Source organism: Rhizobium sp. Leaf453 (assembly GCF_001425605.1).
Taxonomy (GTDB): domain Bacteria; phylum Pseudomonadota; class Alphaproteobacteria; order Rhizobiales; family Rhizobiaceae; genus Pararhizobium.
In genome coordinates this window covers 1-24717 of the sequence record NZ_LMRG01000028.1, presented here as the reverse complement: position 1 = coordinate 24717, position 24717 = coordinate 1, and the positions used below count along the sequence as shown (strand labels likewise).

General features: G+C 59.4%; 22 protein-coding genes and 1 pseudogene. 13 read left to right on the top strand and 10 right to left on the bottom strand.

The window, feature by feature from the left end; translation table 11 throughout:
* Entirely contained in the window at positions 1 to 768 is a 768-nt protein-coding gene (locus tag ASG68_RS25065) for a triose-phosphate isomerase (RefSeq protein ID WP_062584080.1), read from the bottom strand.
* 423 nt (positions 769 to 1191) lie between these two features.
* Between ASG68_RS25065 and ASG68_RS25060 the strand changes: the two genes are divergently transcribed.
* From ASG68_RS25060 to ASG68_RS25050, 3 genes are all read left to right on the top strand, one after another.
* On the top strand, positions 1192 to 4131 hold the full coding sequence (locus tag ASG68_RS25060) for a calcium-binding protein (RefSeq protein WP_244484325.1): 2940 nt from the start codon (positions 1192 to 1194) through the stop codon (positions 4129 to 4131).
* 171 nt (positions 4132 to 4302) lie between these two features.
* Positions 4303 to 5607, top strand: a complete 1305-nt coding sequence (gene pncB / locus ASG68_RS25055; protein ID WP_062584078.1) for a nicotinate phosphoribosyltransferase — start codon at positions 4303 to 4305, stop codon at positions 5605 to 5607.
* 221 nt (positions 5608 to 5828) lie between these two features.
* Positions 5829 to 7640, top strand: coding sequence for a methyl-accepting chemotaxis protein (locus ASG68_RS25050; protein ID WP_062584077.1), 1812 nt, complete (start codon positions 5829 to 5831; stop codon positions 7638 to 7640).
* A 108-nt stretch (positions 7641 to 7748) separates the two neighbouring features.
* Here ASG68_RS25050 and ASG68_RS25045 read toward each other — a convergent pair whose 3' ends face one another.
* Entirely contained in the window at positions 7749 to 8012 is a 264-nt protein-coding gene (locus ASG68_RS25045; RefSeq protein WP_062584076.1) for a hypothetical protein, read from the bottom strand.
* 129 nt (positions 8013 to 8141) lie between these two features.
* Between ASG68_RS25045 and ASG68_RS25040 the strand changes: the two genes are divergently transcribed.
* The 5 genes from ASG68_RS25040 (at position 8142) to ASG68_RS25020 (ending at position 13464) form a co-directional block, all read left to right on the top strand.
* Positions 8142 to 8798 carry a TetR/AcrR family transcriptional regulator gene (locus ASG68_RS25040; protein ID WP_082478616.1) on the top strand — a complete coding sequence of 219 codons (657 nt, stop codon included), beginning with the start codon at positions 8142 to 8144 and terminating at the stop codon, positions 8796 to 8798.
* 162 nt (positions 8799 to 8960) lie between these two features.
* Complete coding sequence (locus tag ASG68_RS25035; protein WP_062584501.1) at positions 8961 to 9782, top strand: N-formylglutamate amidohydrolase; 822 nt, start codon at positions 8961 to 8963, stop codon at positions 9780 to 9782.
* Positions 9779 to 11674: a flavohemoglobin expression-modulating QEGLA motif protein gene (locus ASG68_RS25030; RefSeq protein WP_062584075.1), complete on the top strand. Its 1896-nt coding sequence runs from the start codon at positions 9779 to 9781 to the stop codon at positions 11672 to 11674. Before ASG68_RS25035 ends, ASG68_RS25030 begins: the two co-directional genes overlap by 4 nt.
* A gap of 8 nt (positions 11675 to 11682) precedes the next feature.
* Positions 11683 to 12729, top strand: coding sequence for a glutathione synthase (locus ASG68_RS25025; RefSeq protein WP_062584074.1), 1047 nt, complete (start codon positions 11683 to 11685; stop codon positions 12727 to 12729).
* 90 nt (positions 12730 to 12819) lie between these two features.
* Positions 12820 to 13464 (top strand): spermidine synthase, encoded by a 645-nt coding sequence (locus ASG68_RS25020; protein WP_413814046.1) that lies wholly within the window; start codon positions 12820 to 12822, stop codon positions 13462 to 13464.
* Position 13465: 1 nt separating this feature from the next.
* Here the strand turns inward: ASG68_RS25020 and ASG68_RS25015 are convergent, their stop codons facing one another.
* Positions 13466 to 13834, bottom strand: a complete 369-nt coding sequence (locus ASG68_RS25015) for a hypothetical protein (RefSeq protein WP_062584499.1) — start codon at positions 13832 to 13834, stop codon at positions 13466 to 13468.
* A gap of 326 nt (positions 13835 to 14160) precedes the next feature.
* Here ASG68_RS25015 and ASG68_RS25010 point away from each other — a divergent pair, with 326 nt between their 5' ends.
* Both ASG68_RS25010 and glgA read left to right on the top strand, forming a co-directional pair.
* Positions 14161 to 14400, top strand: coding sequence for a DUF2934 domain-containing protein (locus ASG68_RS25010; RefSeq protein WP_062584072.1), 240 nt, complete (start codon positions 14161 to 14163; stop codon positions 14398 to 14400).
* Between the two features lie 264 nt (positions 14401 to 14664).
* Entirely contained in the window at positions 14665 to 16143 is a 1479-nt protein-coding gene (glgA, locus tag ASG68_RS25005; RefSeq protein ID WP_062610258.1) for a glycogen synthase GlgA, read from the top strand.
* 40 nt (positions 16144 to 16183) lie between these two features.
* Here glgA and glgX read toward each other — a convergent pair whose 3' ends face one another.
* On the bottom strand, positions 16184 to 18271 hold the full coding sequence (glgX, locus tag ASG68_RS25000; protein WP_062584071.1) for a glycogen debranching protein GlgX: 2088 nt from the start codon (positions 18269 to 18271) through the stop codon (positions 16184 to 16186).
* Positions 18272 to 18536: 265 nt separating this feature from the next.
* Between glgX and ASG68_RS24995 the strand changes: the two genes are divergently transcribed.
* A complete protein-coding gene (locus tag ASG68_RS24995) occupies positions 18537 to 20645 on the top strand; it encodes a mechanosensitive ion channel family protein (RefSeq protein WP_062584495.1) in 2109 nt (702 codons plus the stop codon).
* A gap of 15 nt (positions 20646 to 20660) precedes the next feature.
* On the opposite strand, the gene ASG68_RS24990 is transcribed toward ASG68_RS24995, so the two are convergent.
* From ASG68_RS24990 to ASG68_RS24970, 5 genes are all read right to left on the bottom strand, one after another.
* On the bottom strand, positions 20661 to 20981 hold the full coding sequence (locus ASG68_RS24990; protein WP_062584070.1) for a type II toxin-antitoxin system PemK/MazF family toxin: 321 nt from the start codon (positions 20979 to 20981) through the stop codon (positions 20661 to 20663).
* Entirely contained in the window at positions 20975 to 21229 is a 255-nt protein-coding gene (locus tag ASG68_RS24985; RefSeq protein WP_062584069.1) for an AbrB/MazE/SpoVT family DNA-binding domain-containing protein, read from the bottom strand. The genes ASG68_RS24990 and ASG68_RS24985 overlap by 7 nt, the downstream gene beginning before the upstream one ends.
* Before the next feature lie 143 nt (positions 21230 to 21372).
* A complete protein-coding gene (locus ASG68_RS24980; protein ID WP_062584068.1) occupies positions 21373 to 21753 on the bottom strand; it encodes a DUF6481 family protein in 381 nt (126 codons plus the stop codon).
* A gap of 242 nt (positions 21754 to 21995) precedes the next feature.
* On the bottom strand, positions 21996 to 22211 hold the full coding sequence (locus ASG68_RS24975; protein ID WP_062584067.1) for a hypothetical protein: 216 nt from the start codon (positions 22209 to 22211) through the stop codon (positions 21996 to 21998).
* 194 nt (positions 22212 to 22405) lie between these two features.
* The gene (locus ASG68_RS24970; RefSeq protein WP_060637157.1) at positions 22406 to 22615 is read right to left on the bottom strand and encodes a cold-shock protein; all 210 of its coding nucleotides are present in this window, start codon (positions 22613 to 22615) and stop codon (positions 22406 to 22408) included.
* Positions 22616 to 23018: 403 nt separating this feature from the next.
* On the opposite strand from ASG68_RS24970, the gene ASG68_RS24960 reads away from it, so the two are divergent.
* Both ASG68_RS24960 and ASG68_RS24955 read left to right on the top strand, forming a co-directional pair.
* Entirely contained in the window at positions 23019 to 23951 is a 933-nt protein-coding gene (locus ASG68_RS24960; protein WP_062584065.1) for a VOC family protein, read from the top strand.
* 12 nt (positions 23952 to 23963) lie between these two features.
* The gene (locus ASG68_RS24955; RefSeq protein WP_062584064.1) at positions 23964 to 24563 is read left to right on the top strand and encodes an alpha/beta hydrolase; all 600 of its coding nucleotides are present in this window, start codon (positions 23964 to 23966) and stop codon (positions 24561 to 24563) included.
* 41 nt (positions 24564 to 24604) lie between these two features.
* Here ASG68_RS24955 and ASG68_RS32905 read toward each other — a convergent pair.
* Positions 24605 to 24717: pseudogene (locus tag ASG68_RS32905) on the bottom strand (IS110 family transposase); the annotation flags it as partial.

Genomic DNA, 24717 nt, shown 5'->3' with positions numbered 1-24717 from the left:
TCAGAGTGTTTTGGAAACGCGGTCGAGAATGTCGAGATAGCCGTTGACGTCCCAGGCCGAGCGGCCGATGAACAGGCCATCGATATGCGGCTTGGCGATCAGCTCCGCGCAATTGCCGGGATTGACGCTGCCGCCGTAAAGCACCTGAACGGCAACGCCGAGGCTTGCCTTGGCCCATTCGGCGATCAGGGCATGGCGTTCATCGGCGTAGTCGGCAGAGGCCGGAATACCGTTGACGCCGATCGCCCAGACCGGCTCATAGGCCAGAAGGATCGTCTTGGTCTTGTCCGTGCCTTCGAGCAGGCCCAGTGCGCCTTCCACCTGGCGCTTGAGAACGGCATCAGCCTGGCCAGCTTCGCGTTCCGCCAGGGTCTCGCCGATGCAGATCAGCGGTATCAGCCCGTGCTTCACTGCCGCTGCCGTCTTCAGCCCGACCGTGCGGTCTGTTTCGCCAAAATGTTCGCGCCGCTCGCTATGGCCGAGTTCGACGATATCGAGATTGCAGTCTTTCAGCATGACCGGCGAGATTTCCCCGGTCCAGGCGCCTGCGTCGTCCCAATGCATGTTCTGTGCACCGACCTTGACGCTGGTCGCAGCCAGCCTGTCCTTCACCTGCCGGCCGGCCGTGAACGGTGGGATGACGAAGCGCTGGATACGTTGGTCGCGTGCGGCGTCGCTGCTAACCAGACCCTCGGCAAAGATCATGGCCTCGGCCAAGGTCTTGTTCATCTTCCAGCTGGTTCCGACCCAGGCCGATAATGTTGTCATGTCCTCTCCTTTGCGGTGGTCCCGCTCATTTCAAGAAATGGAATGTCTTCGCGTAGCGCCGAACTGCAGGATGTATTGCGTCGAATGACATCGGATCGCGCATCTCTTGAGGCTTTTCGTCCGGCCTGTCGTGTTGATCTCTCCCTGCGGCTCCCACCGCTGTGGAGAGTGAAATATCACAGATGGCGGCCAATTATCAATTAATATCTGATATTTTGTTATGAAGAAATGTTATATTTTTGATTTTCTTCATATCCGTCTCGTTTCGGAGGCGCAAAACAACGGGATTTTTTGTTCCCGTGGGAACATATGGTCGGGGATCGGCGGGGCTAGCCATAGTCGGCCGCAGCGTTTTTTGAGCGCCGGTTCAAGTGAAGCCAAAAGGCCCGACATCCGGTTTGGCCGATGATCCATGAGGACAAGATGAAGAAATTATTGAATGCGACGCAGGCTTCTCCTGCCGCCGCGCCCTATACCATTCCCGGCGTCGGTGATCAGACGCTGTTCGGGACGGACGGCGCAAATACGCTCACCGGTGGCTCAGGCAATGACCAGTTTTTCGGCGGCTTGGGTGGAGACACGATCAATGCCGGAACCGGTGACGACATTATCTACTGGTTCGACCCCTCGGCGAGTTCCGCTGCAGGCGACAAGATTGATGGCGGTCTCGGTTTCGACAGCCTCGACTTCAGTTTCCAAAGCTCAAGCAAGGGCATGACGTTTACAGCCTGGGATCCGATCGACAGCCGGAGTTTCCTCGGCGCGACGCTGGTCAACGTCGAGCAATTCAACATCGCCGGTAGCGTTTTTGCCGACACGATGACGGGCGGTCGCTGGAATGACCGATTCCTGGGTGGCGATGGAGCAGACACGCTGGATGGCGGCATCGGTGACGACATCGTCAACGGTGACGAGGGCAATGACACGCTCAAAGGCGGCAATGGTGACGATTCACTTTCGGGAGGGGCTGACAATGACCTCGCGTTCGGTGGATACGGCGATGACTTTCTGTCCGGCGATGACGGCGATGACCGCCTTTATGGGGACAACGGCGACGACGCGCTTTTGGGCGGAGCGGGCAATGACCGTATTCTGGGTGGCGCCGGAACGGATTTCATCCAGGGCGGCGATGGCATCGACTATATCGACGGTGGCTCTGAAGATGATTTTCTCTATGGCAATGGTGGCAATGACACCGTGCTGGGCGGAAGTGGTAACGACATCATCGTTCACTCGCTCGAAACCTGGGCGAATGAAGGCAAGGACGTCCTCGATGGCGGCACGGGCAATGACCGTGTGATGCTTCAGGGCGTGTCCGGCGTCTTCACGGCCAAGGACCCGACCGTCAAGCAGGTGCTCTCCAACGGGACCAGCATCGTCAACTTCGAAACCTATACGATCATGGGCTCGGAAACCGCCGACAAGTTCACCGGCTGGACCGGAGACGATGTCCTGTCCGGCCTCGACGGCAATGATGTCCTGTCCGGCGGTAAGGGCAACGACATGCTGGATGGCGGTGAAGGCGTCGATACGCTGGATGGCGGCGATGGCAATGACATCCTGGTTGTCGGCAGCGGCGGCAAGGATACGATCAGGGCAGGGGCCGGCTTCGATACCGTCTGGGTCGATCGTTCCGACGTCTCCAGTGCCGTCACCTTCTCCATCACCGGCACGACGGCAAAACTTTCCGACGGTACTGTCATCACGGACGGAGAAAGCTTCACGATCGAGACCGGCAAGGGCAATGACGTGCTGAATGGCACCCGCGCGTCCCACGTTGATTTCGATGCCGGCAGTGGCAATAACACGCTGACCGGCAGCAGCGGCGATGACCAGTTCTACAGCACGACCGGCAATGATGTGATCAAGGGTGCGGCCGGCAACGATACCATCGTCGATACCGGCGGCGCCAACAGGATCGATGCGGGAACGGGCAATGACAGCGTTTCCGTCAGCGTCGAGACCGGCACGCATGTCAACACCGTCGCGCTCGGCGATGGCAATGATATCTCCTATGTCAACAATGCCAGTGGCTCGGCAGCCGGCCAGTTCAACATCGATGGCGGCGCGGGCACGGATACCGGCTGGGTCAACCGCTTCAAGAGCACGGCCGATCTCACCTTCACGCTTTCAGCCGATGCCACTCTCGTCAATGGCGGCGTCACGCTGAAGAATATCGAACGTGTTCATATCACGTCCGGTACCGGCAACGACTCGATGAGGGGTGGCGCGCTGGATGACTATTTCAACGGCAACAACGGTAATGACACGCTCAAGGGGCTCGGCGGCAACGACGACATCATCGGCGCAAATGGAGCCGACCTGATTTATGGTGGTGATGGCGATGATACCCTCTGGGCAACCGGCGGCATCAAGGATACCCAGAACGACAAGGTGTACGGCGAGAACGGCAATGACGTGCTGCACATCAACAATGGTGATTATGCCTCTGGTGGCAGCGGTACGGACCGGATCTTCATCGATTTCTCGGAGGAGACATCCAACGTCACCTTCGTCTTCAGCAACGGTCTTGTCGATGTCAACTCGACAACGTCATTCAACACGATGGAATCGCTGGATTATGAAGGCGGATCCGGCCATGAGACGGTAACGGCCGGGACGGGTGATGACCGCCTGTCCGGCGGGGCCGGCAATGACACCTTCAGGGGTGGTGCCGGTGTCGACGTCCTCATCGACGGCAAGGGCAACGACAAGCTTTATGGAGACGACGGCAACGATCATCTCGAGCGCACCGATGCCAGCGGTACGGACTATTTCGACGGCGGCGCTGGTCGCGATCTCCTGACCTTCAATATCGTCTCCGACAAGTCGGTCATCCTTGACTTGATGAACAATTCCAGGAATGGCGGGCTTGCCGCCGGTCTGTCGGTATCGAGCATCGAGGATGTCATCGGTAGCGATCGCGACGACACCATTCTCGGCAGAGGATCCGACAACAAGCTCGTCGGCGGTGGCGGTGACGACAAGCTCGATGGACGCGATGGCAACGACGTGCTGGAAGGCGGCGCACATGGCGATCTTCTGACCGGCGGTGCCGGTGCCGACCAGTTCGTTTACGCGTCTGAGGATGCCATCGGCTCCGGTGATGAGATCACCGACTTCACCCGCGGGGAGGACAAGCTGGTCATTGACAAGTCGGAGTTCGGGTTCTCCAGCCTCGCGCTCTTTTCCGGCAACGACCTGCAGGCGACCGGTACCGCCGCGCAGTTCTTCTTCGAGAAGGACAATGGCCGGCTCTGGTATGATGCCGACGGAACCGGCAACGATCATGACGCCGTTCTTGTCGTCACACTCGACAACGTGACGAGCCTGTCCACCAGCGACTTCCTGCTGGTCGCCTGACCCCCGTCACCATCCGACGACTGCGAAAGCCCGGCTGAAGCCGGGTTTTCTGCGTCAACTGTGCTGTTTTGTTGCATTCTTCGTGTTGCAGCCGAACCGAATGCCGTGTCATGACTGCGGGGTGAACCACATGTGCATGACCGGTCAGTGCCGGAGCGGGGGAGATTTTTCATGACCAAGACGGACATCGCCCGCCGGGTCTACGATAATGCCTGGAAGCTTGATCCGGTCGTTCGCAGCCTGCTGGACACGGACTTCTACAAGCTCCTGATGCTGCAGATGATCTGGCGGCTTTACCCGGAAGTCGACGCCACCTTCTCGGTCATCAATCGAACGAAGACAGTCCTCCTGACGGACGAAATCGATGAACAGGAGTTGCGGGAGCAACTGGATTATGTCCGTGGCCTGCGGTTCACCAAGAAGGAGATGATCTGGCTCGCCGGTAACACCTTCTATGGCCGCAAGCAGATTTTCGCGCCGGATTTCCTCGCCTGGCTCGCTGATTTCCAGCTACCTGACTACGAATTGTCCCGCCGTCACGGTCAGTACGAACTGACCTTCCCGGGCAAATGGACCCATACGACCATGTGGGAAATCCCGGCGCTCGCCATCATCAACGAATTGCGCTCGCGCACGGCGATGAAGGATATGGGGCCGTTCGCGCTCGATGTGCTCTATGCCCGTGCCAAGGCCAAGATGTGGTCGAAGGTCGAGCAACTTCGAGCCCATCCGAACCTTCGGATTTCCGATTTCGGCACGCGCCGTCGCCACAGCTTCCTCTGGCAGCGCTGGTGCGTCGAGGCGCTGAAGGAAGGCATCGGCAAATCCTTCTCCGGAACGAGCAACGTTCTGCTTGCCATGGATACTGACCTCGAAGCGCTCGGCACCAATGCCCATGAGTTGCCGATGGTCGCGGCGGCGCTTGCCCGCAACGATCAGGATCTGGGTGAGGCGCCCTACAAGGTTCTGCAGGACTGGAACCAGCTTTACGGTGGCAACCTGCTGATCGTGTTGCCGGATGCCTTCGGTACGGCCGCTTTCCTGCGTAATGCGCCGGACTGGGTGGCCGACTGGACCGGTTTTCGCCCCGATAGCGCGCCGCCGATCGAGGGCGGCGAGAAGATCATTGCCTGGTGGAATAAGATGGGGCGGGATCCCAAGGAAAAGCTGCTGATCTTTTCCGATGGTCTCGATGTCGGGACGATCCTCGATACCTATCGGCATTTCGAGGGCCGGGTGCGCATGAGCTTCGGGTGGGGCACCAATCTGACCAATGATTTCGCAGGTTGCGCGCCCGTTGAAATCAGCGGTCTCAACCCGATTTCGGTTGTCTGCAAGGTCAGCGATGTCAATGGCCGTCCGGCCGTCAAGCTGTCCGACAATCCGCGCAAGGCGACCGGTGAACCGTCGGAAGTCGAACGCTATCTCAAGTTTTTCGGGACTGAGGATTTCACCGAGCAGACAATCAGGGTCTGATGATCTGAGCTTTCGCCCTTTCGGTGGGCAAAGACTCAAAAATCTCTCCGTGTTCGTTAAAACTTACATTAATTTAATCGTTTGAAGCTAATGTAACTGGCAAAGTTGAGCGTGATGCCGGAATGATTCCGGTTGTTCAATCCCGCCAGTCATGACGTCTGCTCCGGGTTGCCCCTTCACCGCATCGGCGGGAAGGCTGTACCGATATGGGAGCCCGTTGCATGTCCAGACCGTCCATCAGAACCTCGCTTGTCGCCACTTTTTCCGCCATTGCGCTGATCACGGCGGGCTTTGCCTGGGTGTCGCTCGACTCGCTGTCGCGCCTTCAGGGCACGACCCAGCAGATTACGAGTGAATCCCTGCCGAGCATGCTGACGGCCAAGGACGTCAAGGCGAAGATGCTGGAGATGAAGATCGGCTATCTCGCGCATATTACCGCAGCCTCTCCGAAGGCGACGACGGCGGCCGAGGAAGCAATCAAGAAATCGCAGGACGAGATCAAGGCCGTCACAACGAATTATGCTGCGCTCGCCACCTCCGACAAGGAGCGTGAAATCCTAAAGCGCACGACGGATGGCATCGACGCCTACATCAAGGCGGGCGAAGGCATGATGAACCTGTCGAAAATGGGCATGTATGACGGCGCCGCCAAGGCGCTCGGGGATATGAACACGATTTCCGATCCGGCACTGCAGGCCATCGACGAACTCGTCGCGCTGAATTTCGAGGATGTCGGCAAGGCCGTGCAACTGACCAAGGACACGCATGCTTCCGCAGTCACTTTCGTCTATGCGATCATTGCAGCCATTGCGACCCTGATCGCCATCTCGACACTCTATGCGCTGCGCGGGATCGCCCGGCCTATAGGCATCATCACCCGCTCAATGATCAATCTGGCCGAAGGCGATACCGACAAGACCATTCCCTATGCCGATCGCGCCGATGAAATCGGCTCCATGGCCGGTGCCGTCGAAATCTTCCGCCAGGCTGCCCTGTCCAACAAGCGCCTCGAACTCGAAGCGGAAGAGGCCCGCCGTCAGGCCGAGGCCGATCGTCAGCGCCTGACCGCGGAAGCCGAAACCGCCGCCCAGCGCCGTCTGCAGCAGGCGACGTCCGGCCTTGCGGGCGGTTTGAAGCGTCTCGCCGCCGGCGATCTGTCCTTCCAGTTGACCGAGCCTTTCGCTCCGGATTTCGAAAGCCTGCGTCACGATCTGAACACGGCCGTTAGCCAGTTGCAGGAAACGCTGGTATCTGTCGCCCATGCCGCCGATCTGATCGACAACGGATCGCGCGAAGTCAGCCACAGCGCCGACGATCTGGCGCGGCGTACGGAGCAGCAGGCGGCTTCGCTGGAGGAGACCGCCGCCGCGCTCGACGAGATCACCGTCAACGTCACCAATTCGACGCGACGGACGGATGAGGCTCGCGGCGTTGCTGCCAAGGCCAATGCCAGCGCCTCACAGTCCGGTGCTGTCGTCGCCAGCGCCGTCAACGCCATGGGCCGGATCGAGCAGTCGTCGAACCAGATTTCCAACATTATCGGCGTGATCGACGAGATTGCCTTCCAGACCAACCTTCTGGCGCTGAACGCCGGCGTCGAGGCAGCGCGTGCAGGGGAAGCCGGGCGTGGCTTCGCTGTTGTCGCACAGGAAGTGCGCGAGCTTGCCCAGCGTTCCGCCAAGGCCGCCAAGGAAATCAAGGATCTGATCCGCAACTCGACAGCCGAGGTCGAAAACGGCGTCAAGCTCGTCAGCGAGACTGGCGAGGCGCTGAAAACGATCGAAGACTATGTCGTTGTGATCAACCAGCACATGGATGCGATCGCGACCTCCGCTCGCGAACAGTCGACCGGTCTTGCCGAAGTCAACACGGCCGTCAACCGGATGGACCATGTTACGCAGCAGAACGCGGCGATGGTCGAGGAAACCAATGCGGCCGGCGCAACCCTTGCCAACGAGAGCGTCAACCTGCGCGCCCTGATCTCGCACTTCACGCTGCAGGCACGGGCCGCGTCCCACAGTCGCGCGGCCTGATTGTAGCAAAAGACAAATCCTGGAAAGCACAAACCCAGCCGGGGAGGTCTCCGGCTGGGTTTGTGTGTGCGCATTCAGGGGATGCGCCGGGAGGAAGGTTGGCTCCGATCAGGCCGCGGTTCTGCGGTAATCGGAGGGGGAGGCGAGCGGATGGACCATCGACAACAGGCGCCGTTTCGGCGCTGCCAGAAGATTGGTCGTGTGATTCTTGGCGCTCACCGAACCCGGCTGCATTTGGCGCAGAGCGCTCGCAGCGGAGTAGAGGAGAGTCTTCATCTCGGTGGTTGTGACGCCGTCCGCACGCATGATGGCACGGATCATCGGGTCGCCCAGGGCTTCCGTTATGGTCAGATCGCTGCTTGCCGGGTGCATTATGGTATTCCTTCGGGTTCATTCGTCTTTTCCGGCTGGCGAATTCCCGCCGGGGTCGTAAACTTGACTTCAGTTAAATACAATGTTACTGCTAGGTAACATCTGAATAGTTACCGACCGGTCACACCTATGTCAATAACCATCGGAAATAAAAATTCGAAATCCGTATCGAGCCCGAAGCCGGCAGATATAAGGCTGGAAAAAGGTCAGTGTGTGGAAGTGCGCGCCGCACCGCGAGATCGTATTGTTTCAATGGCATGCGAGCTGTTCCGGCAGCACGGCATTCGTGGCATTGGCGTCGATGCGATCGCCGAGGCGGCCGAGACGAACAAGATGACGCTTTACCGTCATTTCGGCTCGAAAGACGACCTGATCTGCGAGACTTTGCGGTTCAAATCCGAAAAGGCGGCCGAATTCTGGGATGACCTGGAGGCGAAAAATCCCGGTAACCCGATGGCCCAGTTGCAGGGGTGGGTACAGGCCAGCGCCAAGTGCCTGGAAGACAATAAATATGGCTGCGATCTTGCCAATGCGGCCGTCGAACTGAAGGAGCAAGGCCATCCGGCCCATGCGGTGATCGAGAATTTCAAGCTCACCCAGCGCCGCCGCCTCGAACAACTCTGTCGCGATGCCGGTGTCAGCGAGCCGGAACTTCTGTCCGATACGCTTTCCATGCTCAGAGAAGGCGCGCAGGTCAGCAAGCTTGCCACCGGCAGCGAAGGCCCGTCCGCCCGCTTCACCCGCGCTTGCGAAGCCGCAATCGCTTCGTTTAACCACCCGGGTTAAATCAGCCGATAAGGCCTGTTCGTTTCTGCTCGCATAGGCTGCTTTACGAGCCAGTTCCGGCTTTTGATGGAACAAAAGCCCTCCCTATCCATTCTCTCGTTGAGAAAAATTGCATTGCGCGACCGCGCTTTCGGTCTGCGGCATGTCAACGAGAAGGACAGCATGTCCCCTTCAGGCACTTTCATCCTCGATCCGGATCCCTTGGAATGGTGGACCACATCCCGTGGTGCCTCACCGATCGTCGGAACCGCCATCCACAACGGCCATCACGTGCGCGGCGATCTCCTCGAATCCATGGCGCTCAATAGTGACGAGCGGCTGCGGGAAGAGGATCCGTTTACCGAATATTTCATCCGGGACATTCCCAACCGCATCGTGTTTCACCGGTCCCGCTTCGAGATCGATCTCAACCGGGCGCGTGACGGAGCCATCTACTTCAAGCCGGAACAGGCTTGGGGGCTGAAGGTCTGGAGGGAGCCGCTGCAGGAAGCGGCCACGGCCGCCTCCCTTCATGTTCATGACGCCTATTACGCCATGTTGGACGCTTACTTGCGTGGCCTTGAACAGCAATATGGCGCGTTCATCGTCCTCGACATGCACAGCTACAACCATCGCCGGGACGGTGCCGACGGCCCGGAAATGGCCTTTGAAAAGGCGCCGCAGATCAACATAGGCACGTCCTCCATGGATCGCGACCGCTGGGCTGACGTCCTTGATCCGTTCATAGAGCAGTTGCGCCGCTTCGAGTTTCGCGGCCAGCCGATGGATGTGCGGGAAAACATCGCTTTCCAGGGCAAGGGGCAGCAGACGCGCTTCGTGCACGAGCGGTTTCCCGAGACGGGCTGCGCCATCGCCATCGAGTTCAAGAAGTTCTTCATGGACGAATGGACAGGTGAGCCCGATATCGAGGCACTCAAGGCCATGCGTGAGATGATCCGGCTGTCTTTACCGGTTCTCGTCGAAACGCTGAAGGCGCTGTCATGAGCACCGCGCGGCGCAGGGCAAGGCAGGAGGCATCTCATCCCGACTGGCTCGAGGATATCCTCGATTGCATACGGACGGACAAGTCGGTGCGCAAGGATTTCGATCGTGGCGGCCGCCTGCATATCGACCGGCCGCTGCCGTTCCTATGTGTTCACGTGACGAAGGGCCGTGAGGATTTGGCGGCGCGCGATGTCAGCGCCGCCCACGCGTCCTACCTCATCGTCAATGACGTGGAGGAGGCGCTGCCGATCATCCTTGCCGTCGGCGAGGTCCTGCATGCCCGCTTCGGCGCGTTCATGCTGCTCGATGTCGATGAACTCGAGCATGACACATTGATCACCGCTGACGCGCCGTATCTGCCGCCTTTCGAGATACGGCTTTTATCGACTGATGATGCCGCCGCCGAGCAGGCGGCGACGGTGCTGGCGGAGGGTGCCGATATCCGTCAGGTGAAATTCCGCACCCCCTATGTAAAGCGCTTCGAGCTTTCAACCGATCCGCAGGCTCTGGCGCTGGCGCGTGGGACTGGCTTTCCTCTGGTCGCGGTTCGTTTCGCGCCGATCTACCGGCAGCCGGAATCGGGATACATCTATCCCGACCTGCGCGAACGGCTGGTCGCCAATATCTTCGATGCAGGTCTGAAGGCTTTCGCGTCCTTTGTCAGTGCGACGCAGACCGTGAAGCTGACCTCCCATCGCGCCTTGGGTCGAAAGGCCTTTGTCGATGCCGTCAGCCGGGCGGATCGCAGTATCGACGACGTCGCCTCCACATTCGATTTCCTGCTTGCCGTGACGCCCATCAATGCCGACGCCGCCTGGCAGGAATTCAAGGCGAACAAGTTCAAGCGGACGCCGCAATTTCTTTATCGGCCATTGTCGGTGCAGGTGGAGGCAGAAAAGCGCAAGCTCTTCTCCGTAGCCTTCGATCGTTTCGAGGACCCGGTTCTCTACCATCTCTACCGCGAGAAGCAGCAGGAACTTGATCTGCAGCTTTCTTTGATCTCGTCACGCGAAACTGGCCGTTTCATCGAGTTCGGGCGCGCTCTTTATGGCCCCGTCGAGCCGTCGCTGCACCGCATCGCGACGGATATCCTGCTGAGAACCGAGAAATTCGTTCGTGGCGACGAGGGAGAAGAGGACGAAGCCGGGATTGCGGATTGCTTCGAGGTGGAAGCGGCTGCCCGGGCGATGATCGAACAATACCGCCACCAATATTCCCGCTTTGTCGCCGAGATCGAACTACGCGACGACTTGCCCTCCGGTCTGCTGGTTTCGGGCGAGCGTCTGTTGATCTCGCGGCATACCCGCATGGACCGCAACCGCGTCCATGCGCTTCTGAGCCACGAGATTGGTGTTCATCTGCTCACCTATTTCAATGGCTCGGCGCAGGGACTGCGGCTGTTCCGGTCAGGCTTGGCCGGCTACGAGGGCATGCAGGAAGGGCTTGCCGTCTTTTCCGAATATATGGCAGGCGGCATGACCGTCGGTCGGCTTCGGCTGATCGCGGCTCGTGTGATCGCCTGTGCCATAATGCTCGACGGCAGGCCGTTTGCGGAAACGTACAGCCTGCTTGTCGATGAATACGGATTTGCACCGGCCGCCGCTTTCAACCTGTCGCTCCGGCTTTACAGAGGCGGTGGCCTCGCCAAGGATGCCATCTATCTGCGCGGGCTCCTGGAACTGCTGGAGCATCTGAAAGCCGGCGGCGCGCTCGATCCGTTCTGGATGGGCAAGATTTCGGCGGCGCATTTCAAGGTCATGCAGGAACTCGGCCTGCGCGGCCTGTTGAAGGCACCAGTCATCCGTCCCGCCTTCCTCTCCCATCCGCAAGCACAGGCTCGCCTCGACAAGGCGCGAGCCGGATTGAACCCCCTCGACCTGATCACCAGCTAGGAGCTCCCATGCGCGTCGCCTTCTTCGTCAATTCCATCGAGAGCGAGGAAACCCACTTCACCACGACGGCGCTGGCGATGGCGGCAAGCGCCCGTGGCCATGACGTCTGTTATGTCGCGCCGGGCGATTTCGTGCTGCGGCCGGACGACAGCCTGATGATCCGGGCGACCGTCGTCGCCGGAACGAAACACAAGGATGCGGAAGCCTTTCACAAGGCCTTTCAGGGCAAGGATGCCAAGATCCAGACGATCAACGTGGAGGAGGTCGATGTCATCTTCCTGCGCAACGATCCGTCGCTCGATTCCGACGACCGGCCATGGGCAGCGCATATCGGTGCCATGTTCGGACGGCTTGCGAGCGAACGCGGTACGATCGTAGTCAACGATCCCGCCGGCTTGGCGCTCGCCCAGAACAAGCTTTACTTCCAGGGTTTTCCAGAGCCCGTACGTCCCGAGACCCTCATATCCAAGAGCATCGAGGAAATCCGGGCCTTTATCGCGGATCATCGCAAGGGTGTGATCCTGAAGCCTTTGCAGGGGTCGGGCGGCAAGAATGTCTTCAAGATCGCGACGCCTGATGACGCCAATCTCAACCAGATTTTCGAGGCGGTCAGCGGCGAAGGATACCTGATCGCGCAAGGCTATCTGCCTGAGGCCAAGGCTGGCGACATCCGCTTCTTCATGATGAATGGCAAGCCGCTGATGCGTGATGGCGTCTATGCCGCTTTCCGGCGTGTACCGGCCAAGGGCGAGGTCCGCTCGAACATGCATGCGGCGGGCACGGCCGCCGAGGTCAAGATCACCGAAGATATTCTCGCCGTCGCCGAAATGGTCCGGCCGAAGCTGGTCGAAGACGGCATGTTCCTCGTCGGTCTCGATATCGTCGGCGACAAGATCCTGGAGATCAACGTCTTCACGCCGGGAGGGTTGCCGGAGATCGCGCGTATGTACAAGGTCGATTTTTCGGCTGAGATCATCCGGTCACTGGAGGAGAAGGTCGCCATCCGCAAGGTCTATTCCGGTTCGATTTCCAACCGGGCTCTGGCAACGCTTTAGGCTGTTTTCGCCCCGCATTTGTGCTATCGGCTGCGCTTCTGACGATTGGAAGCGCGCGTGATCCCCTGGACCCACATTGACACAGCGATAATGCCGGATGGCGGTGGTGAACTGCGGCTGAAGCAGCGCGGGACCGAATTTTCCATCATGCTCGGCACGATCGAATTGATGAACAACCGGCTGAGCGGGTCCGAGGAGGCGTTGGCCAAACTCTCCTACGAGCGGATCAGCAAACATGCGCGTCCGCATATGCTGATCGGCGGTCTCGGCATGGGGTTCACGCTGCGGGCGGCGCTCGCCGTACTGCCGACGGATGCGACGGTGACGGTCGGTGAACTCGTGCCAGCCGTCGTCGCCTGGGCGCGCGGGCCGATGGCCGAGGTTTTCGCCGGCTGCCTTGATGATGCGAGGGTGACGATTCGGGAGGGCGATGTCGGCCGTCTGATCCATTCCGTCGCCGCGGCCTATGATGCGATCCTGCTCGATGTCGACAATGGGCCTGAAGGTCTGACCCGCAAGGCAAACGACGATCTCTATTCCGTCGCCGGCCTGCGTGCCGCGCGCAAGGCGCTGCGTCCGAACGGCGTCCTCTCCGTCTGGTCTTCGGCCCCCGACGCGGGTTTTACCCGGCGTCTGCGCGATGCGGGGTTTACTGTTGAAGAGTTAAGCGTTCGGGCGAGCACCAAGGGAAGAGGTGCGCGCCACGTGATCTGGATGGCGACGAAATCGAAATAGGCTACAGGCCTTCGCGTTCCAGCAGAACGCGCACCTCGTCAAACCTCCGCTTGTTTTCCTCGTTCTTTTCGTCCGCGGAATAGCACGTGCTGGCGACGCAGAAACGCTTCACCCTGAACGGTGCCTTCGCATTCTCGAACTGGCACTCGATCGTATCGACCATATCTTTCTTCTCCACGCCATCGCGCGTCGAATAGGTCATGCGGGCGCCGGGTGGCTTCAGTTCCGGAAAGGACTGCACGACGCCGGTGTGCAGATTGTCGGTCATCAGAAGATGTTTCGCCACTTTCACGCAGAGATCTTCGACCGTCATCGTCTGGGCCGCAGCGGGAGATGCGATCAGCACCAGGGCGAGAACGATTTTCTTCATGGCAGACTCCTGAAACGCCGACGGGTCGAGCGGCAAGCGCATAACGGAGCGACCGTGTCTTTGGTTCCATGAACTGCGTCAGAGTGTGACGGTGTGCAGCTGCGAATATCGCTCGCTTGCAATCCGATTCAGCGTAGAATCTCCAGGCGAATCGTTTTTGTCGTGTCCTTTTCGCAGCGCTTAGGGGAGTGCGATATTCCGGGGTGCAATTTCCGGAATGACATCCTGAGATTACATGGTGATCAACTCTTCGTGTTGATCTTTCCGGATGGAACCATGCGCTCCCCCCGCAGTTATGTTTGGCACTTTTGCAAAGGGAGAAGCATATGACGGATATCAGCGAAGACGATATCAGAGCCCGAGCTTATGCGCTTTGGGAAGCGGATGGCCGGCCGGACGGCAGTCACGACGCGCATTGGCTGGAAGCCTTGCGTCAATTGACAGAAGAAGCGGAGGCTGCTTCCGCCGCACCGGTCGCGAAGGTTGCCAAGACCTCGAAGCTGTCCGTCGTGAAAAATGACGCGGTTCCGGAATCGGTTGCGAAGAAGCGCAGCAAGATCGCCTGATGCATCTGGCTGAGCGGAACGCCGGCTAAGGACGTTCACGCTGACCTCATCTGACCGGCCATGACCCGGCAATCAGCAGTGCTTGCCGGAAAAGACGGTTTTGCTGCCGGTTCCGGACTGGGTAATTTTGCGCTGCAAAAAAATTGCGGCTTCGCACTCTTTTCTGCGGACATCGTCTTCGCTTTGCAACATCATGGGGAGGGGCGAAGTGCTTTGCGCAAACACGTCCCGATCGTAACCGTCGGTACAAGGAATGTGACCTGCGTGAAAATACTTTCGGTGACCTCTGAAATCTTCCCCCTGATCAAGACCGGAGGCCTTGCCGATGTCACAGGCTCCCTTCCGAAGGCTCTTGTCGGCTACGGCTGCTATACGCGAACACTTGTTCCCGGCTATCCGCAACTGTTTGCCGGCCTCACCGGCGTGAAGTCACTCCATTTCTTCCCCGACCTGTTCGGCGCGCCTGCCTCGCTGCTTGAGGCGCGTTACGAGGAACTGGATCTGCTGGTCCTTGATGCCCCCGCGCTCTACAATCGTCCGGGCGGTCCCTATCTCGATGAAACCGGCCGCGACCATCCCGACAACTGGAAGCGTTTCGCGGTCCTTTCCTATGTGGCCTCGGCGGTGGCCGGCGGGCTCATTCCCGGCTGGTGGCCTGATGTCGTTCACACCCATGATTGGCAAACGGCGCTGACATCCGTCTACATGCGCTATTCCAGCAATGCCAACACCACGCCTTCAGTGTTGACGATCCACAATCTGGCGTTCCAGGGACAGTTCCCGACCTCCGTCGTCAGCCAGATCGGTTTGCCGCCGGAAACAGTGACGCTCGATTGCCTCGAATATTATGGCGACATCAGTTACTTGAAAGGCGGAATCCGCACAGCCAGCGCCATCACCACCGTCAGCCCCACCTATGCCCGGGAGGTCATCTCGCCGGAGCTTGGCATGGGTATGGCCGGTGCGCTGAGTTCGCGCCCGCGCACGCTGACCGGCATCGTCAACGGCATCGACATGGAAATCTGGAACCCGGCGACCGACGAATATCTTCCGGCCAAATATGATCACAAGCGGATGCGGTCCCGCGGGGTCAACCGGGCGAAACTCCTCGAAACCTTCCGGCTGGATGATGGGCCGGGACCGATCTTCGCTGCTGTAACCCGCCTGACCTGGCAGAAAGGCGGCGACATGCTGGCGGAGGTGGCGGAGGAAATCTCCTATCTCGGCGGCCGGCTGATCGTGCTCGGCAAGGGCGAAGCGCAGGTTGAGAACGCTCTTCTGGCGGCGGCCGGGAGGCATCCTGATCGCATCGGCGTCTGGATCGGTTACGACGAGGCGACGGCCCACCTCATCCATGGCGGCAGCGACGTCGTCATCCAGCCATCTCGTTTCGAGCCCTGTGGCCTCACCCAACTCTACGCGCTTCGATACGGCGCGGTGCCGGTCGTCTCCCGCACCGGCGGACTGTCGGAAACAATCATCGATGCCAACGATGCGGCGATCTCGGCGCGGGTGGCGACCGGCTTCCAGTTTCATCCTGCCACGGCCGAAAACCTCCGGCTTTCCATCCATCGCGCCTTTGCCGCCTATCAGGATCCGAAGAAATGGGCGCGGTTGCAGAACCAGGGCATGAAGGCCAATTTCTCCTGGGAGCGGAGCGCCGAACAATATGCGGCGCTCTACGCTTCCCTGCTTCCGGGTCGGCGCGAAATACTGGCCACTGTGCCGAGGGCGGCGGAGTAGAGCCGCCGCTGAACACGGCCCGTCTCTGAATCGAACCCGCCTATTTCGGTCGCAGGACGGTCAGACTGCGCGGCTGCATGTCGATGACACCGTCGTCGCGGATGTCCGTCGCGGTGTCCTCCTCTTCTGCTGTCGTCAGTGCCAGCACCCATGAGCCGGATGGGCAGCGCGGCAGAGTGAACGGTACAGGCCCATCATGCGGATTAAAGATCAGCAGCACGTCGGCCCACACACCCTCCTGGTTTTTCAGATCCTCACGCGCGAGATGCACGCCGATCGTGGTGCCGCCTTCGTCCCGCCATTGCACGTCGGTCTGTTCGCCACCGCCGGCATTCAGCCAGGTCACGCTCATGCCGTCCCGCCAGCTTTCGCGCCGAAGCAGAGGCTGTTCGGCACGAAGCGTCGTCAATCGACGGACAAAGTCGCGAAGTTGCTCGGCACTGTCCGGCAGGTTCTCCCAGTGCACCCAACTGATTTCGCTGTCCTGGCAATAGCCGTTGTTGTTGCCGAGTTGGCTGCGGCCGAATTCGTCGCCCGCCAGTAGCAGCGGTGTGCCGTGCGAGAGGAGCAGGGTGGTGAGGAAATTGCGTTTTTGCCGGTCACGGATCGCATTGATCGCGTCCTCGTCGCTTGGGCCTTCAACGCCATAATTGGCGCTCCTGTTGTTGCTGTGCCCGTCCTTGTTGTCCTCGCCGTTCGCATCGTTGTGCTTGTCATTGTAGGAAACGAGGTCGTTGAGCGTGAAGCCGTCATGGGCGGTGATGAAGTTGACGCTTGCCCAGGGCCGCCGCCCGCGCAGATCGTAAATGTCGCCCGAGCCGAGAAGACGGGCGGCGAAATCCGGTGCCGTACCGTCATCGCCCTTCCAGTAGTCGCGCAGTGTGTCACGGTATTTGTCGTTCCATTCCGCCCAGCCCGGCGGAAAGCCGCCGACCTGATAACCGCCAGGGCCGATATCCCAAGGTTCGCCGACCAGTTTCACCTTCGACAGGACGGGATCCTGCGTCACCGCGTCGAAAAAGCCACCACGCTGGTCAAAGCCTTCCGGCTCCCGCCCGAGAATGGTGCCGAGGTCGAAGCGGAAGCCATCGACATGCATCTCCTCCACCCAGTAGCGCAGGGAATCCGTGACCATCTGCAGCACGCGCGGATGCGAGGTGTTGACCGTATTTCCGGTGCCGGTGTCGTTGATGTAATAGCGGTGATCGTCCGGCAGGGTGCGGTAATAGGAGAAATTGTCGATGCCCTTCAGCGACAGGGTCGGACCGAGTTCATTGCCCTCCGCCGTATGATTGTAGACCACGTCCAGAATGACCTCGATATCGCCGTCGTGGAGCGCGCGCACCATGTCGCGGAAGCCGTCCATGCCGCGCGGCCCGTAATAGCGTGATGCCGGTGCGAAGAAGCCGAGGCTGTTATAGCCCCAAAAATTGCGCAGGCCCTTGTCGATCAGATGACTGTCGTCGGGAAAGGCGTGGATTGGTAGAAGTTCCACGGACGTGATGCCGATGCTTTTCAGATAATCGACGATCGCCTTGTCGCCCATGCCCTCGAAGGTGCCGCGCAGTGCCTCGGGTACGGCCGGATGCAATTGTGTGAAACCTTTCACATGGGTCTCGTAGAAGATGGTCTTCGACCACGGGATATCAGGGCCGCGATCACCCCCCCAGTCATAGGATTTCGGATCGATGATCCGGCATTTCGGCATGCCCGCCGCGCTGTCGCTTGTGTTGAAGGAAAGGTCCTTGTCTGCAGATTCGAGATCATAGGCGAAATGCGCCTTCGACCAGGCCACATCGCCGACCAGTTCCCGCGCGTAGGGATCGATCAGCAGCTTGTTGGCGTTGAACCGATGGCCGTTTTCCGGATCGTAGGGACCATGGACGCGATAGCCGTAAAGCGCACCCGGTTTCAGCCCGGGAATATATCCGTGCCAGACCTCGTTGGTGTACTCTGGAAGCTCGATGCGGGCCATCTCGATTGCGCCGCTGTCATCGAACAGGCAAAGTTCGACGCGTTCGGCATGCGCGGAAAACAGCGCGAAATTCACACCGTCTCTGTCAGGGATCGCGCCGAGTTGGGTCCAATCACCGGCCTCGATCCTGTATTGCTTCACCCTGGCATCCATTGGCAACAATCCCCCTGATTGAAATCTCAGGGAGGGTAATTGTGCAACGCAGCATTTTGTTCCATGCGGCGGAGGATTTTTATGACTTTTATGGATGCGGAGCATTGCCGTTGAGCACAAACCAATCGGGCAGGTGACAAAGTGTACGGGGGGTGATCTAACTCTCAGAATTGCATGATTGTGCATAAGCGGGCGTATGAGTTTGAGGGGACGGGGTTTGGAAAAGGTTCTTCATATCCGGGGATTATTGTCGAGATTCTGGATCATGGTCGTGATGTTGTCAGGCATGGCCGTGTTTGCGGCCCAGCCCGCTCTGGCGCAGACCGCCACGCCACCTGCATCCACCGCTTCCAGTGAAAAGATCGATCAACTCATCAAGCTTCTGGACGACCCTGAAATCAGGACACTCCTGAACAGCCGTGCGACGACACCGACGGCTACGCCGGACAACGAGATGTCGGCGGATCAGTTCAGTGCCTGGGGCAACCGAATCCGGCACCATCTCCATGACATCGGTCAGGCCGTTCCGCAGGTTTCCTCCGAGTTCATGCGCGCCGGCGGCACGATCGCTGCCGAGATTAACGGCCATGGACCTTTCAGCGTTTTCCTGCTGTTCCTGACACTCGTTCTCATCGGCTTCGGGGCGGAATGGCTGTTCACGCGTATCGCCAATAAAAGCCGCCTTCGCGCGGTGCTCGCTCACCCGGATGGGGTGGCGGAAAATTCGCTGCACAGTGCCGGACGGCACCTGTTTGCCCTGTTTGCGCCGCTGATCGCGTTCAGCCTGGCCAGTCTCGGCCTCTTCATGGCCCTGACCTGGCCGCCGCTTCTCAATGCATTGATGCTGCCGCTGCTGCTCGGCGTCATTGCCTGCCGTTTCGTCATCCGCGTCGCCCGGGTCTTGCTGATCGGTCCCACTTCGTCCAGCGGCATGCCTGCTGCGTCGGGGCTGGTTCCGCTGGATTACGCCGGCGGCGCATTCTGGTACCGTCGCATCGTCTGGTTCGCGTGCATCCTGTTTACCGGCTGGGCGTTTGCCGGGTTCATGTCGGCGCTGAACATTGCGCCCGCCGTGCGGGGCGTTGTGGTGTATGCGCTCGGGCTCGGCCTTCTGCTCGTCGCGATCGAGACCGTCTGGAATCGCCCGGCGGCAATCGCCCGCCCTCATGGGCGTGGAGCGATGGAGTGGGCGCTCACCTTCTATCTCTGCCTTCTCTGGCTTCTGTGGGTTGCTGGGCTGATTATTATTCTTTGGGTCGGCATCTATGCGCTGATCCTGCCTGGGTTGCTCAAGGTAACAACCGCCACCGCCAAGAATGCCTTTGCTGGCGATCCCGATGTGCCCGGAAGCGGTAATCCCGTGATTGAAGTGCTTGTGGAAAGAGGCGCGCGGGCTGTCATCATCACGCTTGCGGTCATCTGGCTGGGTTATCTCGTTAAAACCCGCTCAAGCATGTTCAGCGGCGAGGCGATGACCGACCAGCTGATCCAGGGCATCCTTGCCGGTGCCGTCATCCTGCTTGTCGCCGATATCCTCTGGCAGATTGCCAAGGCAGTGATCAACAAGACGCTTGAGAAGGCGAGGGCGACCGTCACCGAAGACTCCGCCCATGCGGCCCGGAATGGGCGGTTGTTGACCTTGCTGCCACTGCTGCGGACCTCGCTCGCAGTCGTCATTTTGGTGATCGCGGTGCTGATGGTTCTCTCCGGTCTCGGGGTGCAGATCGGTCCGTTGATTGCCGGCGCCGGCATTTTCGGCGTGGCGATCGGTTTTGGTTCGCAAACGCTCGTCAAGGACGTCATCAGCGGCGTCTTCTACATGATGGACGATGCCTTCCGCGTTGGTGAATATATCCAGAGCGGCAGCTACAAGGGAACCGTGGAATCCTTCAGCATTCGCTCGGTCAGGCTCCGGCATCACCGCGGGCCGGTCTTCACTGTCCCGTTCGGCACGCTCGGTGCCGTCCAGAACATGAGCCGCGACTGGGTGATTGACAAGTTCAACATTTCCGTCGCCTACAACACCGACATCAACAAGGTCCGGAAGATGGTGAAGGGTGTCGGTGCGGCGCTGCTCGAGGACGAGGAATACGGCTCGTACATCATCGAAACCGTCAAGATGAAGGGCGTCGACCAGTTCGGGGACTATGGCATTAGCCTCATCTTCGCGATGATGACCAAGCCGGGTTACCAGACAATGATCCGCCGGAAAGCCTATATGATGATCCGCGAGGTCTTCGCCGCGAACGGTGTCGTCTTCGCCTCGCCGACGGTTCAGGTTGCCGGTGGTGAAGCATCTACCGCAGCGGCGGCCGCCGTCGTAAAGACCGCGATGGATCAGAAGAGGTTGGCAGAAGGCGGCGAGGGTGGCTGACGCAGCCGGCAGATGTCATTCTTCGTAGAGTTCTCGCAATGTCTTGAGGGTTTGTCTCAACACACTGTCCGAAACCGAACCGAGACGCTTGACGAGACGTTGCTTGTCAAGCGCACGGGCTTGCTCCAGAAGAATGAGCCCGCTGACACCCTGGAACGTTACGGGTACGCGGAAACCTGCAGGACGGCTGCCAGAGGTCATCGGTGCGACAATGACTGTGCGCAGATAGTCGTGAATTTCCATCGGTGAGATGATCAGGCAGGGCCGGGTCTTCTGGATCTCGCTGCCAACCGTCGGATCCAGGCCGGCAAGCCACACCTCGCCTCTTTTCACCATTTAAAGGTTTCGTCTTCTGAATTGCCGAATTCCGGCCAAGTCAACATGTCGTCCTCGGTGTCAGCCAGTCGTTTCGCGTCATCAGCCCAACCTTGGCGCGGCACAGTTGCCACGCGCTCGATGACGATACGCCCTGCCTCCACCTTCAGTTCAACGCTATCGCCCGTTTCCACGCCGACCTCTGCAAGGAGTGGTTTGGGAATGATGATTCCGGAGGAATTGCCAAATTTCTTCACAGCACTCAGCATGGTCTTCTCCGGCTAATAGCTTGAAAAATACTCTATCAAAAAGACCGGCCCGTTACAACATTGTTGTAACGGGCCGGTCTTCGTCTGACGGTCTGTGTCGATAGTCGAATGATTACGACGCTATACTGGTCGGGAGCTCAACCTCAACGCTGACGCGCCTTGCGTGCGGCATAGCGGCGATCGCGCTCTGCCTTGCGAGCGGCTTCGTCAGCGAGCAGCCGCGCAATGCGGTCGTGTTCCGCCTGTTCGCGCGCCTGGGCTTCGGCCTTTGCTTCGTGTTCTGCGGCAGCGGCCCGAGCTGCGGCTTCCGCCAGCTTCTTTTCGTTTTCCTGCTGCTTCAGAAGTTCGCGTTCGGCACGGCGCGCCTCGCGTGCAGCCGCGTTGGCCTGACGCTCGGCAAGCTTTGCAGCCAGTGCCGGATCGTCTGCCTTCGGTGCCGATATGAATTTCTTCAAAAGCTGCTGCTTGGCTTCGGCTGCGGCTTTGCGCCGATCGGCAAAGCCATTATCGGATGCATGTCTCAATCTTGGTCGTCCTTGTTTGTCGATTTGGTCTCGGCCGCGTCGAATGGCGGAGGGCATCCACCACGACAATCAGCACATTTGAACTTGCAGTTTGCGTCCCCGAAAAATAGGGCGAGATCGCCGGAAAAACAGACGGGGTCGCCGACTTTCGCATGCGCGATGCGCGGCCCGCATCAAACAGTCCGATGATCCCAAGCCAATTGCAGCAATTTTTCGATGGCTGCAAGGGGGAAACGGTGCGATCAGCGTTTTGTGGTCTTCTTCGGCTTGGAAACCTTGGCAGGTGCACTTGCTTCCCGTTCCAGCCGCAGTTCCCGAAGCCTCTGGGTCTTGGCATCGCGCTCGGCCGCCGCGGTATCGATCTCGGACATCATCCGGTTGCGGGCCATGGACTGGGTCTGGGTTATGCTGAACGCGGATTCCGCGTCGTTGCGGGCTTTCGACGAATTCTCGGTCATGATGTTATCCTTCGGGCTGTCGCAGGGGCATCCGTCCAGATCGGTCTGTCGAACGCATTGTGCGGCTACGGCCTGTCGGCCACGAAAAAAGGCCAGGCGATTGCCTGACCTCTCGTTGAATGTCGCCTCGTCAGCGGTGCCAGTACATCCGTGGTCACCGGAGAGACAATCATTCCATTCAGGCAGAGCCTGTATCAGGCGGCCTGGAGTTGGCAGGCGGACATCTTGCCCGACTTGTTGTCGCGTTCCATCTCGTAGCCAAGCTTCTGGCCTTCGACGATTTCCCGCATGCCGGCGCGCTCGACAGCGGAGATGTGGACGAAAACGTCCGGACCGCCGTTGTCAGGCTGAATGAAGCCGAAGCCCTTAGTGGAATTGAACCATTTAACTGTGCCAGTGGTCATGATGAACCCTTTCAATAGCAACATGTTTCCATCGCCGTACGACGCACGGCGATCAGTCATCTCGATTTTTGAAGGGGAAGTTCGTCAGAGACGCGTCAAGCGCGGGCAGAAACAAATATCAGTCAAACAACTATCGATAGACGGTCATATAGGTCGTTGTTTTCGATTTGTCAACTTTTAGTTTTTCAATCGCAAGAAATCATCTTTAGATTGTATTGGTGTTTTGTTCGCGCTGTTCGGAGAGGTCGCTTTCGAATGTCGAATGTCGAACAGTCCCTTTCCGTTGTTCATCAACTGAAGACAATCCGTGCATTCATGCATGTCTATCGCCAGGCCCGAAATAGGCACATCTATATCGGCGAAACGAAGCCCGCTTTTCAGGGCGGCAGAAAGGGACACGATCATGCTCACTCAGATCAAGGGACTGCACCACGTCACCTCGATGGCGGCAGATGCCCGCACCAACAATCAGTTTTTCACCGATACGCTCGGCCTGCGCCGTGTCAAGAAGACCGTCAACTTTGATTCGCCCGATGTCTATCATCTCTACTACGGCGACGAGACTGGCGCGCCGGGTACGGTGATGACCTATTTCCCGTTTCCCGATATGGGACCGGGCCGTCCCGGCACGGGCGAAGTCGGCACCACGGTGTTTTCCGTTCCGGAAGGTTCGCTCGGTTTCTGGAGCGACCGGCTGTCGAAGCGCGGCATTTCTGGCCTGAAGGCGGAAGAAACCTTCGGAGAGAAGCGGCTGAATTTCGGCGGTCCTGACGGCGATGGTTTCGCGCTGGTGGAAGTTCGCGACGACGAGCGTCCGGTCTGGACCGCCAATGGCGTTTCCGCCGATCATGCCATTCGCGGCTTCCATTCGGTCGCCATGCGCCTTCGTGACGAAGGGGCAACGGCCGAACTGTTGAAGTACATGGGCTACGAGACGTTTGACGCCAGGGATGGCGTTACCCGCCTGATCGTGCCCGGCAGCAATGGCGCAGGCCGCATCGATCTGGAGACCATGCCGAACATCCAGCGTGGCCTGCAGGGCGCAGGCTCGGTGCACCATGTCGCCTTCTCGGTCGAAAACCGGGAAAAGCAACTGGAAGTTCGCAAGGCGCTGATGGACACCGGCTATCACGTCACGCCGGTGATCGACCGCGATTATTTCTGGGCGATCTATTTCCGCACGCCGGGCGGTGTTCTGTTCGAGATCGCCACCAATGAACCCGGCTTCGACCGCGACGAGGATACCGCGCATCTGGGCGAAGCGCTCAAACTGCCGCAGCAGCACAAGCATTTGCGGCCGATCCTCGAACAGCATCTGGCGAAGCTGGATGGCTAAGGGAGATTCAAAATGACCGATTATGGCTATGTGCACCGGCTGAAGGCCGGTGCTCCGGGAAACCCGATCTTCTTCGTCTTCCACGGAACCGGTGGTGACGAGCGGCAGTTCTTCGATTTCGGTGGCGACCTGCTGCCGGACGCGACGATCGTCTCGCCGCGCGGCGATGTGTCCGAACATGGTGCGGCACGCTTCTTCCGCCGCACTGGCGAAGGCGTCTATGACATGGCCGATCTTGCCCGGGCAACCGACAAGATGGCCAGCTTCGTGCGCACGCTGGCCGACGAACACAAGGCGTCGGAGGTGATCGGGCTCGGCTTTTCCAACGGCGCGAACATCCTGTCCAACCTGCTGATCGAAAAGGACCTGTTTTCCAAGGCGATCCTGCTTCACCCGCTCATTCCCTTCAAACCGAAAACCAATCCGGCGCTTGCGGGTAAAAAGATCCTGATCACCGCCGGCCAGCGCGACCCGATCTGCCCCGCACCGCTGACCCAGGCCCTTGCCGATTATTTTACGGCACAGAAGGCAAGCGTGGAAATGGAGTGGCACACCGGCGGACACGATATCCGCCAGAACGAGGTCGAGGCGATCCAGCGGTTTGTGGGTTGATGGTCCCTTCTCCCTAGCGGGGAGAGCGACTGTCTTTGCTGTCAAGCGCTTTGCCATGGCTTTTCGTCCCGGATGATGGCGTTGAGGATGGTGAGGAGTTTGCGCATGGTTGCGACGCGTTGAGGATGGTGAGGAGTTTGCGCATGGTTGCGAC